The 13707-nt window shown below is 47.8% G+C and carries 12 protein-coding genes; 10 read left to right on the top strand and 2 right to left on the bottom strand.

Annotation, left to right across the window (positions count from 1 at the left end; genetic code table 11):
- Positions 1 to 35: 35 nt before the first annotated feature.
- Positions 36 to 680, bottom strand: coding sequence for a methyltransferase domain-containing protein (locus tag ABZR88_RS19805; protein WP_107827690.1), 645 nt, complete (start codon positions 678 to 680; stop codon positions 36 to 38).
- 173 nt (positions 681 to 853) lie between these two features.
- Between ABZR88_RS19805 and ABZR88_RS19800 the strand changes: the two genes are divergently transcribed.
- The 9 genes from ABZR88_RS19800 to xth all read left to right on the top strand — a co-directional run bounded on the left by ABZR88_RS19800 (position 854) and on the right by xth (position 12531).
- Positions 854 to 2068, top strand: a complete 1215-nt coding sequence (locus ABZR88_RS19800) for a glycosyltransferase (RefSeq protein ID WP_170113554.1) — start codon at positions 854 to 856, stop codon at positions 2066 to 2068.
- A 299-nt stretch (positions 2069 to 2367) separates the two neighbouring features.
- Positions 2368 to 2445, top strand: a complete 78-nt coding sequence (locus ABZR88_RS19795; RefSeq protein ID WP_107828031.1) for a potassium-transporting ATPase subunit F — start codon at positions 2368 to 2370, stop codon at positions 2443 to 2445.
- A gap of 9 nt (positions 2446 to 2454) precedes the next feature.
- Entirely contained in the window at positions 2455 to 4170 is a 1716-nt protein-coding gene (kdpA, locus tag ABZR88_RS19790) for a potassium-transporting ATPase subunit KdpA (protein WP_107827687.1), read from the top strand.
- A gap of 122 nt (positions 4171 to 4292) precedes the next feature.
- Positions 4293 to 6383 carry a potassium-transporting ATPase subunit KdpB gene (gene kdpB / locus ABZR88_RS19785; protein WP_107827686.1) on the top strand — a complete coding sequence of 697 codons (2091 nt, stop codon included), beginning with the start codon at positions 4293 to 4295 and terminating at the stop codon, positions 6381 to 6383.
- A gap of 106 nt (positions 6384 to 6489) precedes the next feature.
- The gene (locus tag ABZR88_RS19780) at positions 6490 to 7053 is read left to right on the top strand and encodes a K(+)-transporting ATPase subunit C (protein WP_107827685.1); all 564 of its coding nucleotides are present in this window, start codon (positions 6490 to 6492) and stop codon (positions 7051 to 7053) included.
- A 329-nt stretch (positions 7054 to 7382) separates the two neighbouring features.
- Entirely contained in the window at positions 7383 to 8423 is a 1041-nt protein-coding gene (locus tag ABZR88_RS19775; protein WP_107827684.1) for a porin, read from the top strand.
- 272 nt (positions 8424 to 8695) lie between these two features.
- Positions 8696 to 9826 (top strand): universal stress protein, encoded by a 1131-nt coding sequence (locus ABZR88_RS19770; protein WP_107827683.1) that lies wholly within the window; start codon positions 8696 to 8698, stop codon positions 9824 to 9826.
- On the top strand, positions 9823 to 11580 hold the full coding sequence (locus ABZR88_RS19765) for an ATP-binding protein (protein WP_107827682.1): 1758 nt from the start codon (positions 9823 to 9825) through the stop codon (positions 11578 to 11580). Before ABZR88_RS19770 ends, ABZR88_RS19765 begins: the two co-directional genes overlap by 4 nt.
- 180 nt (positions 11581 to 11760) lie before the next feature.
- Positions 11761 to 12531, top strand: coding sequence for an exodeoxyribonuclease III (gene xth, locus ABZR88_RS19760; RefSeq protein WP_107827681.1), 771 nt, complete (start codon positions 11761 to 11763; stop codon positions 12529 to 12531).
- A 31-nt stretch (positions 12532 to 12562) separates the two neighbouring features.
- On the opposite strand, the gene ABZR88_RS19755 is transcribed toward xth, so the two are convergent.
- Positions 12563 to 12952: a helix-turn-helix domain-containing protein gene (locus ABZR88_RS19755; RefSeq protein WP_107827680.1), complete on the bottom strand. Its 390-nt coding sequence runs from the start codon at positions 12950 to 12952 to the stop codon at positions 12563 to 12565.
- 108 nt (positions 12953 to 13060) lie between these two features.
- Here ABZR88_RS19755 and ABZR88_RS19750 point away from each other — a divergent pair, with 108 nt between their 5' ends.
- A complete protein-coding gene (locus tag ABZR88_RS19750; RefSeq protein WP_107827679.1) occupies positions 13061 to 13657 on the top strand; it encodes an FMN-dependent NADH-azoreductase in 597 nt (198 codons plus the stop codon).
- Positions 13658 to 13707 lie beyond the last annotated feature (50 nt).

Below are 13707 nucleotides of genomic sequence, written 5' to 3'. Positions count from 1 at the left end.
CCTTTTTACTTACCGGCTAAGGGCGATTGATCCGATTACTTAACGGCTTCCAGCTTTACGCACAGCTCAAAGCGTTTTGGGTTTTCAACCATTTTAAACATCTCGTCTTCAGAGTCATTAAACTCCGCCCTGCGAATTTTGGTGAAACCTACTTTTTCTAGCTCGTTAATGGTCGATTCGGTATCCCACAGCCACAGGTGGTTCAGATAACCATAGGCCAGTTTTGATACGGCTTTCAGATCTTTCGGGCGCTCTTCCATTGCCATTAGCGTGCGTTTAATAAAACGTACCGATGCCTCAGGGTCACCTTTTTCTTTGTCGGTAATATAATCGTCAACCAGAACCTTCAGGTCGGGCATAATCAATCGGAAACGGCCACCCGGTTTCAACATCTTATAGCTGTTGGCAATAGCCACCCTAAAATCTGCCAGCGACATGTGTTCAAGTACGTGCGAGCAGTAAACGCCATCGGCAGTGTTTTCTTTTATGCCGGGTAGGCCCTTGGTCACGTCGCCATACTGCACATTTCTATCAAACACCTGGCCCAGGCCTTTTTTTAACAGCCAACCCAACACAGGGGTTTTCTGGATGCGTAGGGTTGGCGAAACATCAAAATTTTTCCACTCTTTGGGGGCACATTGTCCGCAGCCGTAGTGTATGTATAGCTTTTGGTTGTCCATGTTAATAATAGGGGTAGTTTTTGAAATGCCAAGATATAAGTGAAGTCTGAAGTTTTGATTAACTAAACGGCAACCTGTATGCTTAGATAAGAGCGTGATCTAGCGCTATGATTAACCAGCGGACTAGCTTAAGTTTAATTATTTCTAAATTATTCCTGTACGTTTTGTTAAACGTGTATATCTTAGAGGCAATGTTGAAGGGCCGTAATATTATATGCATCAGCAGCACCGAATGGCGCGGCGATTACATCAAAGCAACTGTGGAGCTGATGAAAGAAATGGCGGTACACAACAAATTGCTGTTTATAAACAGTCCATACACTATAAAAGACGTTGCCGATGGCCTGCTCAACAAAAAGGATACAGAACTGAGGCGATCTTTTGGCCTTAAAAGCCGCATAGAGGTACTTAAATTAGAGAATGGCGGCACCGTTTACCTGCTTACCCCTCCGCCAGCCTTTACTATTAACTTTTTACCCGAGGGAGCTCTGTACCAGGCAATGCTGCGCTTTAACTGCTGGCAGGTGCTAATGGTAACTAAAAGAGCACTTAAAAAACTGGGGATGGAGCGGGATCTCATTAATATTGTTGCTTTTAACCAGGGCATGGGAGTAATGACCGGCCGTAAATATGGTGAGAAGACATTGATCTATCACTGTTATGATGAGATAAATGGTGCGCACCCATGGCTGCAAAAGCACGGCGTTGCGTTAGAGAACCGGTTTTTGAAAATGGCAGATGGTGTTATAGTCACTTCGCGCGGCCTGTATGAGGCCAAACGGAAACTTACCAAAGCCTGTTACATTGTAAAGAATGCGGTAAAGCTTGACCTGTTTATTAAAGGTTTCCAGCCAGAGGTTACCGCTAAAAAGGTGGTGGGCTATATCGGTACCATAGATGAGCGCCTGGATTACGACCTGCTAACTCATCTGCTGCAAGAAATGCCCGAGGTAGATTTTGTGTTTGTTGGTCGCGTAACTACCGATTTTCATGAGGAAGATGTATTAAAGAAATTCCCCAACGCTGTCTTTACCGGTGCCAAACGGCCGGAGGAACTGCCCGAATACCTGAAAACCTTCTCGGCCGGTATTATCCCTTTTGCCAAAAGCGATTTTACTAAAGGTATCTACCCCATGAAGATTAATGAATACCTGGCAACAGGCCTGCCTGTGGTAAGTACCAACTTTAGTTACCTTGATGATTTTGAAGGCGTGATTAGCATTGCCGATGATAAATATACTTTCCTGAAAAACCTGCAAACCGAATTGCAGAACGATACACCGGAGTTAAAGCAAATGCGTTTGGAAGTAGCCCAGCAAAACACCTGGGAGGTAAGAGCAGAGGAGCTATCAGACGTAATTGAAAAAATAGAGGCAGGCAAGGCTTAACAGAAGCTTACTTTAACCCACGTCCGTTCGTGGTCGCCAATCATTAAACATTTATACTCCTTTTTGACAAATAAACCCTTCCATAACGGAAGGGCTTATTTGTTTTTGGTGCGCCTGTATTTTATTCAATAAACTGAAAATCAGTTTATTGGATAATTGTCTCCTTCGTTGGTATTCCTTTTGGCATCTCCTGTTCAAAACAATAAATACCATGATCACACTACTGCTTTTATTGGCCATGCTGGTTTTCTGCTGGCTCATGTTTAAATCGATAGACTGGTTCGAAAAAATCTAAAACTATGTTAGCACTATTTATCATCTCCCTTGCGGCTTTCATATACATGGTATATGTGCTGCTTAAACCCGAAAAATTTTAATCAAACGCCATGAACACTGAACTACTCGGAATAATCGCCTCGTTCGCCATCACGCTGCTGATAGCGATCCCTTTAGGGAAATATCTGGCCAAAATGTATGCCGGCGAACGGGTGTGGACCGACTTTCTGAAACCGCTGGAACGCGGCATCTACAAACTATCGGGTATTAACCCCGATGAGCCGATGGACTGGAAACAGTTTCTTAAAGCCATGATGACCATTAACCTGCTCTGGCTGGTGTATGGTTTTTTTGTATTGATGTATCAGGATAAGTTACCCCTTAATCCCGATGGCAACCCGGGGCAAACACCCGATCTGGCTTTCAATACCATCATTAGCTTTGTGGTGAACTGTAACCTGCAGCACTACAGCGGCGAGAGTGGCGCCACTTATCTTACGCAGCATTTTATCTTCATGTTTCTGCAGTTTGTAAGCGCGGCTACAGGTTTGGCTGCCGCGGTTGCTGTTTTCAAGGCCTTCCGCGATAAAACCACCAACAACCTGGGTAACTTCTGGGACTTCTTTGTAAAATCAATTACCCGTTTGCTGCTGCCACTGTCTATCGTAATGGCTATTATACTGGCCTTTAACGGTACGCCATCAAGCTATGCCGGTAAAGACAAGTTTATCTCGCTACAGGGCGATACCGTGCAGGTATCCCGCGGTCCGGCGGCGCAGTTTATTGCCATTAAGCATTTGGGTACCAACGGTGGCGGCTGGTTTGGCGCCAACTCTATCCACCCGTTAGAGAACCCCAACTATCTCACCAACATGACGGAGATTATTGCGCAGGTAATTATCCCCGTAGCTATGGTACTGGCGCTGGGCTTTTACATCCGCCGCAAAAAATTGGGCTGGATCATTTTTGGGGTGATGACGCTGGGCGTGCTGATGCTGATGATTCCTACAATCAGCAGTGAGTTAGGCGGTAACCCGGCCATTGCCAAAATGGGCGTAACACAGGCTACTGGTGCTATGGAGGGCAAAGAGGTGCGCATTGGCCCAATGGCTACTGCCTATTGGAGTACGCTCACCACGGTAATCTCTACTGGTTCTGTAAACGGATTTCATGACAGTACCATGCCGCTCACCGGCCTGTGGCAACTGCTGGCTATGATGATCAACTCATTTTATGGTGGTTGTGGGGTAGGTGTGCTGAACTATTTTGTGTATGTCATCATCGCTGTGTTTATATCGGGACTGATGGTTGGCCGTACGCCAGAGTTTCTGGGACACAAAGTTGAGGCCCGCGAGGTGAAGATAGCCGCGTTGATTACCCTGCTTAGTCCATTCCTGATTATGGCGGGCACAGCATTGGCCACACACGTATTTAACCACTATCCAAATGCCAATTGGTCGGTTAAACCTTCGGGCTGGCTTAACAACCCAAGCTACCATGGCTTTTCCGAAATGCTGTATGAGTACACCTCATCCAACGCCAACAACGGTTCCGGTTTTGAGGGACTGGGCGATAACAATATCTGGTGGAACCTGAGCACAGGCGTGGTATTATTCTTTGGCAGGTTCTTACCAATTATTGGTCCGGTAGCCATTGCTGGTTTGCTGGCCCGGAAGAAATATGTGCCAGAGTCTGCCGGTACATTGAAGGTAGATACGCTCACCTTCGGGATAATGACTTTTGCGGTGATCATTGTACTCAACGCCCTGTCATATTTCCCTGCACTGGTACTGGGACCTATTGCTGAATATTTTTCAATGAAGTAATACCCCTCCCAACCCTCCTCGAGGGGGAGGGCTTTCGATGCAAGGGCACTAAAACAGATAACAAAATAATTGTCAACTCAAAAATCAAGTCTCCTCCTTTGGAGGAGATTTAGAGGAGGTTTATGAAAACTCAATCTAATAAATTATTTGAACCGGCGCTGGTGCAAACCGCACTTAAAGAGTCGTTCATTAAGCTGAACCCTAAGGTGATGCTGCGTAACCCGGTAATGTTTACCGTGGAAGTGGGCACTGCCATTATGCTGTATGTAACTATTTACAGCCTGAATCATCATGATCAGGGTTCATTTGTTTATAACTTTTCCATCTTCATTATTCTGCTGCTCACCGTGTTGTTTGCCAACTTTGCCGAGGCCATTGCCGAAGCCCGCGGTAAAGCCCAGGCCGATAGTTTGCGTAAGACTCGCGAGGAAACACCGGCCAATGTGCTGATGACAGACGGAAGCATCATCGTCAAATCATCAAACGAATTGCGCAAAGGCGATGTGTTTGTGTGCGAAACCGGTGACACCATCCCGACCGATGGCGAGATCATAGAAGGTTTGGCTACTATTGATGAATCGGCCATTACGGGCGAGTCTGCCCCGGTGATCCGTGAGGCGGGTGGCGATAAATCATCGGTTACCGGTGGTACCAAAGTACTGTCAGACCGCATTAAGGTGGAGGTAACCACCCAGCCGGGCGAGAGCTTTCTGGATAAGATGATTGCCCTGGTAGAGGGTGCATCGCGCCAGAAAACACCTAACGAGATAGCCCTCACCATTTTGCTGGCCAGCTTTACGCTCATCTTTATTATTGTGTGCGTTACGCTGAAACCCTTTGGCGATTATGCTAAAACACCCATCACCATTGCGGCCCTCATCTCTCTTTTTGTTTGTTTAATTCCTACCACTATCGGTGGCCTGCTTTCTGCCATTGGTATTGCCGGGATGGACAGGGCGCTGCGTGCCAATGTGATCACCAAATCGGGCAAGGCAGTAGAAACGGCCGGCGATATTGACACCCTGTTGCTGGATAAAACCGGCACCATCACTATTGGTAACCGTAAAGCCACCAATTTCTGGCCGGCCAAAGGTGTTAATGATGATGAGTTGATAAAAGCTTCGGTACTATCATCCCTGGCTGATGAAACGCCTGAAGGTAAGTCTATCATTGAACTAAGCCTCACCCCAACCCTCTCCAGCGGAGAGGGGGCTGTTAATAGCATCAGAAGATTAATAGACCAACATCGTTCCTTCTCCTTTGGAGAGGGTCAGGGTGAGGTTCAGTTTATCAAATTTACTGCCGAGACACGTTCCAGCGGGATCAATACTGCTAACGGCGATCGCATCCGCAAAGGTGCTTTCGATTCGATCCGTAACATGGCGCTGAAAGCTGGCAAGTCAGTACAGATGGAGGTAGAAGAACGTGTACGAATCATTGCATCAAACGGTGGTACTCCGCTGGTGGTGTCTAAAAATGATGAGATTTTGGGTGTGATTGAGTTGCAGGATATCATTAAACCAGGCATTGCCGAACGTTTTGAACGCTTGCGTAAAATGGGCGTGAAAACAGTAATGGTAACGGGCGATAACCCGCTCACTGCCAAGTTTATTGCTAATAAAGCAGGAGTAGATGATTTTATTGCCGAGGCCAAGCCAGAGGATAAGATGAACTACATTAAACATGAGCAAACCGGCGGTAAACTGGTAGCCATGATGGGCGACGGTACTAACGATGCCCCCGCACTGGCCCAGGCCGATGTAGGTGTGGCCATGAACAGTGGCACCCAGGCCGCCAAAGAAGCCGGCAACATGGTGGATTTGGATAACGACCCTACCAAGCTGATTGAGATTGTGGAGATTGGCAAGCAACTGCTCATCACCCGCGGTACACTTACCACATTCTCTATTGCTAATGATGTGGCCAAATACTTTGCCATCGTTCCGGCGCTGTTCATTGCCTCTATACCGGCGTTGCAGGCTATTAATATTATGCATTTGCACAGTCCGGAGAGTGCTATTCTGTCGGCGGTGATCTTTAACGCCATCATCATCCCTATGCTGATTCCATTGGCGCTGAAGGGAGTGGAGTACAAGCCGATAGGCGCCAGCGCGCTGCTGCGCCGCAACCTGCTCATTTATGGGCTGGGTGGTGTTGTAGCGCCGTTTATAGGCATTAAACTGATAGATATTGTAGTGGCACTGTTTATATAATACCCCACCCAACCCTCCCCGAAGGGGAGGGCTTTAGAACAGAGCGACTTTAATTTAAATAATATAAAAAATCTCCTCCGAAGGAGGAGATTTAGAGGAGGTCAAAATGAAAAAATACTTAATACCATCAATTCGCTTAACCCTGGTGTTAACCGTTTTGTTATGCGTTGTTTATCCTGTGCTCATATCATTTGTGGGCAAACTTTCAAAGGGACATGGTGATGGCGAAACCATCAGTGTAAAGGGCAAGGTAGTAGGCTATGCCAAAATTGGACAAAGCTTCACCAAGCCGCAATATTTCTGGGGCAGGCCATCAGCAGTGGGTTATAATGCGGCCGGTTCTGGCGGCTCTAACAAAGGTCCAAGTAACCCAGATTATTTGAAAGACGTGAATAACCGCATCGACACACTTTTAAAATATCACCCATATCTGAAACGCAGCGATATCCCTGCTGATATGATAACCGCCAGTGGTAGTGGTCTGGATCCGGATATCTCGCCGGCTGCTGCCCGCATGCAGGTAAAACGTGTGGCGCAATACCGCAAGCTTGACGAGCAAAAGGTAGCCACCCTGGTAGAGGCACATATTGAAAAACCGCTGATGGGCATGTTCGGTCCGGAGCACGTAAACGTGCTGAAACTGAATGTGGCGTTGGATGAGTTGAAATAGACCTCTCCCCAACCCCTCTCCAAAGGAGAGGGGCTTTAAGAAAGAATGTCACCCTGAGCCTGTCGAAGGGCGCGCGGTGGCCTTACCCATATGCTAAGCTCAACGGCGATGCACGTGGGATGCTGAAACGAGTTCAGCATGACGTAATGGATAACAGAGCTTTGCCCCGTTTGTCATTGCGAGCAGGGCCGCGAGCAAGCGAGAGCGCGAAGCAATCTCGTCGGCAGTTATGAGCGACAAGTAGGCGACGGGATTGCTTCGTCACTCCGACGCTCATGCCCGTTTGTTCCTCGCAATGACAAAATGAAGAATCATCAAAAACAAAGACAATGAAAAAGACACTCTCTATTATAACACTTGCCACCCTGGCGCTGGCATCCCGCGCGCAGGACAAACCTGCTGATCCGCCGCTGGCGATATCGGGTTCGGTAGATACTTATTATAAGTATGATTTTTCGGGACATAACAACATCCCGACCAGTTTTGTATCAGACCAAAACTCGTTCTCTATCGGTATGGTAGATCTGGCACTGAAGAAGAAAGTAAGCAAGGCCTCGTTTGTGGGCGAGCTGTCGTTTGGTCCGCGCGGGGAGGGGCAGTCTATCCCGAACCAGGGCACAAACGGACAATCGTTCCATATTCAGAACTTATATGTGGGGTACGATCTGACCGATAAGCTGAACGTAACCGCCGGTTACATGGCTACCTTTGTAGGGTATGAAGTGGTATCGCCGGCAGGCAATTTCAACTACTCTACCTCGTACCTGTTTACTAACGGTCCGTTCCAGAATGCAGGTGTGAAACTGACCTATGCTTTCTCTGATAAAGTGAGCCTGATGGCCGGTTTGTTTAACGATGCCTGGAATACTTACACCTCGCTGGGACGCATCAACACCGTTGGTGCACAGTTAATGGTGGTTCCGGTAAAAGGCTGGACGGCTTATTTAAATCTGCTGTCGGGCCCTGCATCAGGTACCGAGTATGATCTGACCACCACTTATCAGCTTACCAGCGCATTTAAGCTGGGATTGAATGGAGCCGATTTTACCGGCCCGAAGGTAGCCACTGGCGATAAAGGAGGCTTTTATGGAGCTGCTTTGTACCCCCAACTGGCAGTATCACCGGTTGTAACACTGGGTGTACGCGGCGAATATTTTAAAACTAAGGCAGGTGCGGTTACTACACTGGGGCCTGTTCAGGGTGAGTCGGTAACGTCAGTCACTTTAACAGCCAACATTAAAGGCGGACCGCTTACATTTATACCGGAAGTGAGACTGGATAATGGTTCAAAACAAATGTTTACAGATAACAAACTGGCGCCAACCAAAGCGGCATCGCAATTTGCACTGGCGGCGGTTTATGCGTTTTAATTAACCTCACCCCACCCCTCTCCGAAGGAGAGGGGGCTTTTAAGTCCTCTCCTTTGGAGAGGATTTAGGTGAGGCCACAATATATAAAGAGCTACTAAATTTAGTTTTAGTTGGATTGGGAAATGTGAACGATTAACCAATCGGCTGGCCGGGCGAGCTGGCTGGCCATTTTTTATTTCTCACAACGCTATCGTAGGCGGGGTGCGAAAGAATTTAAATTTAAAAGTAAAGAACTTCCTCTCCTTTAGAGAGGGTTGGGGAGAGGTAAAACCATGACCACTGAAAGCAAAAACGGTTCTGTAAAAGACTTCATCGACCTGGTGAAAAAATCTCGCCGGGGTAAGCTGAAGGTTTATATTGGCATGAGCGCCGGTGTAGGCAAAACCTACCGTATGCTACAGGAGGCGCATGCCCTGCAGAAAAATGGCATCAGCATACAGGTTGGGTACATAGAAACACACAACCGCGCCGAAACACATGCCTTGCTTGACGGGCTTTCTGTTATTCCCCGGCGCACTGTTTTTTACAAGGGTAAGGAGCTGGAAGAGATGGATCTGCAAACCATTCTGAACCGTCACCCTGAAGTGGTGATTGTGGATGAACTGGCGCATACCAATATTGAAGGCAGCAAAAATGCCAAGCGCTGGCAGGATGTGATGGATCTGCTTGAGGCCGGTATCAGTGTCATTACCGCGGTAAACATTCAACACCTGGAGAGTTTGAATGAGGATGTAGAGAACATCACCGGTGTTACTATTACCGAGCGTATCCCCGATAAGATTTTGCAGATAGCCGATGAGATTGTGAACATCGATTTAACTGCTGATGAACTGATTGAGCGCCTGCGTGAGGGTAAGATCTACGATAAGGCCAAGATAGAACGGGCCCTGCAGAACTTTTTCCAGGGAGATAAGATACTGCAGTTACGCGAGCTAGCGCTGAAAGAGGTGGCGCATTACCTGGAGCGTAAGATTGATATGGAGGTGCCCAAGCAGATTAAGCTTCGGCCTGAGAAATTTCTGGCTTGCATCTCATCCAACGCCCATACTTCCAAAGTGGTGATTCGTAAAACGGCGAGGCTGGCATCCTACTATCGCTCGCCGTGGATTGTTCTGTATGTGCAAACCGAAAGTGAGAGCGGTAATCGCATTAAGCTGGACAAGCAGCGTCACCTCATTAATAATTTTAAGCTGGCGACAGAGCTGGGTGCCGAAGTACTGAAGGTAAAAAGCGCAAACATTGCGCAAACAATTATGCAGGTGGCCGAGGAACGCGAGGTCACCACCATTTGTATTGGAAAACCACATTTAAACCTGTTCCAGGTGATATTGAGAACAGCTATTTTTAACCAGCTGTTACGCAAGATTGCCGCGACAGAAACCGATTTAGTTATACTGTCATGAAAGTAAAGAATAAACTCCGCCTCGGATTTGGATTTTTGTTCGTCATCGTATTATTCTTTGGCGCACTGTCCATCTTCTTTGTCAACCAGATTGCCGGCAGCGGCAAGGTGATCTTGAAAGACAATTACGAGTCGCTCACGTTTGCACGCGAGATGCGTACCGTGCTCGACAACAATTCATTGCCGCTAAACAATCAGGCCAAAACCATCTTTGAGCAGCAACTGGTTAAAGAAGAGCACAACATTACCGAGCCTGGTGAGGGCGAAGCGGCCCGCGCCGTACGTGCAGGATTTATGCAATTAATCAACCCGGCTACCACGCCGCAGGCGCGTACCGAAATAGAACGCCAAATTCGCAAACGCCTGCGGGATGTAGAGGAAGTAAACATGCGGGGCATTGTACGTAAGAATGACCAGGCCAATAGATCGGTCGATAAAACGATCATCCTGCTGGGTTTGGCCGGTACCTTTACTTTTTTGGTGCTGTTTAGTTTCAGCGTTAACTTCCCAAGCGCTATTTCTAATCCGCTCAATGCGTTGTTAAGAGGTATCCGGCAGATCAGTCAGCAAAATTATCAAGAGCGTATCCACTTTGAACAGAACGATGAGTTTGCCGAGGTGGCCAATGCCTTTAACGATATGGCGGCGCGTTTGAAAGAGTGGGAAAACAGCAACCTCTCCAAAATAATGAGTGAGAAACAGCGCATCGATACTATTATTGAACAGATGCAGGATGCCATCATCGGTGTGAACGAGCAGCAGCAAGTACTGTTTATCAATACCTCGGCCAAACGTATGCTCAATCTGAGTGATGATAAGTTTGACGGAGAGGATATCACGCAAATTGCCCGACATAATGATCTGCTGAAATCTATCATAGAAAGCGAAAGCGTTCATAAACCATTCCGCGTGGTGGTGAACGGAAAAGACGCTTTCTTTCAACTGGATTCTACCGAAATTACGGTGCCCAATATTAGTCCGGGGTTGAATGATACTATCAGCTTTGCCCGAAAGTCTGCCGGTAGGGTGTATATTCTGCGCAACGTAACTGAGTTTAAAGAACGCGATGAGGCCAAGACTAACTTCATTGCCACCATATCGCACGAGCTGAAAACCCCGATATCAGCCATTAAAATGAGCTTGAAACTACTGCATGATCAGCGTGTAGGCGGCCTCAATAAAGAGCAGGAAGAACTGGTGAACCACATTGGCGATGATGCCGAGCGATTGCTGAAGATTACCTATGAACTGCTCGATCTCTCGCAGGTAGAAACGGGCAATATCCAACTCAATTTCATCCCGGCCAAGCCAGAGCAGATCCTGAACTATGCAGTTAAAGCGGTAAAATCTGAGGCCGGGCAAAAGAAGGTGACCATTGAAGAATTGCTGCCCGCCAGCCTGCCCAATGTGCACGCCGATGTAGAGAAAACGGCCTGGGTAATGATTAATTTCCTTTCCAACGCATTGCGTTATAGTCCAGACAAATCAAAGATCGTGATCAAAGTGATGCCGAAGGGGCAGTTCTTGGAGTTTTCCGTGCAGGATTTTGGTAAAGGAATAGAAGCCCAATACCAGGAGCGTTTGTTCGATAGGTACTTCCAGGTACCAACAGACGGGCAAAATAAATCAGGCTCTGGTTTAGGATTGGCTATATCTAAGGAGTTTATTTTAGCACAAGGCGGACAAATAGGTTTGGAAAGTGAGATGGGAAGTGGTAGTAGGTTCTATTTCACGTTGCCATTGGCCAAGGCGTGATAGCCTGAGCGATTCCCCTCTTGAGAGGGGGCAGGGGTGTGTCATTTCGTCGAAAGGACACACCCCTGCCACTGCACCATCTACCGCGCCCCCTCTCAAGAGGGGAATGGTTATTCGACAACATACCTCGCGCTTTTCTAAAATTAAATGCTGAATTTAGCAGCATCAACAAGCCGATCTATGAGAATAGCCACCTACAACGTTAACAGCGTTAATGCCCGTTTGCCCATCTTGCTGCGCTGGCTGGAAGAAACCCAGCCCGATGTGGTTTGCCTGCAGGAACTCAAAGCCATTCAGGAAAATTTCCCGGAGCAGGCGCTGAAGGATGCCGGTTATAATGCTATTTGGCACGGACAAAAAAGCTGGAACGGTGTGGCTATATTATCAAAAGGATTGGAGATCACAGAGCGTTGCCGTGTGCTGCCCGGTGATCCGGAAGATTTGCACAGCCGCTATATTGAGGCCGAGGTAAACGGTATTATTGTTGGCGGTTTGTATCTGCCTAACGGTAACCCGGCGCCCGGGCCCAAATTTGATTACAAACTGGCCTGGTTTGAGCGCCTGGCCAAACATGCGGCCGATTTGCTGGCCGAAGGTAAACCCACGCTGCTGGCCGGCGACTATAACGTAATGCCAACAGAGATTGACGTGTATAAACCCGAGCGCTGGGTGGATGATGCACTCTTTCGTCCAGAAACCCGCGCGGCCTTCCAAAAGATGATTGATCTGGGGTGGACCGACGCTATCCGCAAACTGTATCCAACTGAGACCATTTATACATTCTGGGATTATTTCCGCAATGCTTATGGCCGCGATGCAGGGCTGCGTATTGACCATTTTCTGTTGAGTCCGGCGTTGTCTGAGCGTTTAACGGGTGCAGGGGTAGATAAACACGTGCGCGGCTGGGAGAAAACCAGCGACCACGCGCCGGTATGGATTGAGCTGAGTTAACTAACGTTATGAAAAGGGTAAAAACGCAACGTTACCCTGCATGCTTAATCTTCATCCTTCGCGAAGCTATAATATGCTCTCTGTGCTGATATCCCCATAAACGCAGGCTGGTAAGCACGCTATTTAATGATTTGCTGTAGTCTGTCAGTTCGTAGCTTACCGTTACGGGTACGGTGGCAAATACCTGGCGGGTTACCAGTTCGTTTAGTTCCAGCTCGCGTAATTCTTTCGAGAGTACTTTAGGGGTGATGCCTTCCAGTGCGTGCTGCAATTCGTTAAAGCGCATGGCTCCATCCATCAGTGCGGCTATCACCGGCAGTTTCCATTTACCGTTTAGTACATACAGCGCGTCTTTTACCGCGCTGATGCTGTTCTGGCAGGCCTCGGCACTGTGTTTTGGTATTTCTTCTTCTGGTAACATAAGTTCAAAGTTAGTTACTATCCTGATTGATAGTGCTATGCTTTTGGATAGTGACCTTGTTTTGCGAACGATACCCGCTAGGTTTGTGTCGTTTAAAAAACAAACCGTATGAAAATATTACACCTGATATCAAGCCCGCGGGGCGAGGCCTCTGCGAGCATTAAACTGGGCCGAGACATTGTAGAGAAACTTAATGCGGCCCACCCCGGCAGCACCATAACCGAACATAACCTCACCCAGTCGGCTTATCCCCACCTGGAAGAAGTGCACTTTCAATCGTTCTTCACCCCGGCCGAGGCACGCACACCAGAACAAGCGGCAGCCGTGGTAAATTCTGATGCTGCGGTAGACGAACTGCTGGCCGCCGACGCTATTGTTATTGGCGTGCCGATGTACAACTTTAGCGTTCCTTCATCACTAAAAACCTGGATCGATCATGTTGCCCGCTCCGGCAAAACATTCGGTTACTCGGCAAATGGTCCGGAAGGGTTGGTGAAGAATAAAAAAGTATATCTGGCCATCACCACCGGCGGTGTTTATACCGAGGGCCCAATGCAAAGTTTTGATTTCACAGAGCAGTACCTGCGTGCCGTGCTGGGCTTTATGGGGATGACTGATATAACCACCTACCGCGCCGAAGGCCTGAGTATGCCGGGCCTGCAGGAAACTGCTTTGAGTAGGGCGATTGAAAGTGTGGCAGTATAGGTTGTATCTCCTCGTTTTGTCATTTCATCTAAAGAGAGAAAGCAGTTATC

The organism is Mucilaginibacter yixingensis, from assembly GCF_041080815.1.
Classification (GTDB): Bacteria; Bacteroidota; Bacteroidia; order Sphingobacteriales; family Sphingobacteriaceae; genus Mucilaginibacter; species Mucilaginibacter yixingensis.
Note: the sequence above shows the minus strand (reverse complement) of the source record. Positions and strands in the feature narration are given on the sequence as shown.

What these genes read in the sequence shown, in the direction of transcription:
- ABZR88_RS19765 (WP_107827682.1), top strand. Translation starts at nt 9,823, where the DNA reads ATGAAAGTAAAGAATAAACTCCGCCTCGGATTTGGATTTTTGTTCGTC.
- kdpB (WP_107827686.1), top strand. Translation starts at nt 4,293, where the DNA reads ATGAAAACTCAATCTAATAAATTATTTGAACCGGCGCTGGTGCAAACC.
- kdpA (WP_107827687.1), top strand. Translation starts at nt 2,455, where the DNA reads ATGAACACTGAACTACTCGGAATAATCGCCTCGTTCGCCATCACGCTG.
- ABZR88_RS19795 (WP_107828031.1), top strand. Translation starts at nt 2,368, where the DNA reads ATGTTAGCACTATTTATCATCTCCCTTGCGGCTTTCATATACATGGTA.
- ABZR88_RS19780 (WP_107827685.1), top strand. Translation starts at nt 6,490, where the DNA reads ATGAAAAAATACTTAATACCATCAATTCGCTTAACCCTGGTGTTAACC.
- ABZR88_RS19775 (WP_107827684.1), top strand. Translation starts at nt 7,383, where the DNA reads ATGAAAAAGACACTCTCTATTATAACACTTGCCACCCTGGCGCTGGCA.
- ABZR88_RS19755 (WP_107827680.1), bottom strand. Translation starts at nt 12,952, where the DNA reads ATGTTACCAGAAGAAGAAATACCAAAACACAGTGCCGAGGCCTGCCAG.
- xth (WP_107827681.1), top strand. Translation starts at nt 11,761, where the DNA reads ATGAGAATAGCCACCTACAACGTTAACAGCGTTAATGCCCGTTTGCCC.
- ABZR88_RS19770 (WP_107827683.1), top strand. Translation starts at nt 8,696, where the DNA reads ATGACCACTGAAAGCAAAAACGGTTCTGTAAAAGACTTCATCGACCTG.
- ABZR88_RS19805 (WP_107827690.1), bottom strand. Translation starts at nt 680, where the DNA reads ATGGACAACCAAAAGCTATACATACACTACGGCTGCGGACAATGTGCC.
- ABZR88_RS19750 (WP_107827679.1), top strand. Translation starts at nt 13,061, where the DNA reads ATGAAAATATTACACCTGATATCAAGCCCGCGGGGCGAGGCCTCTGCG.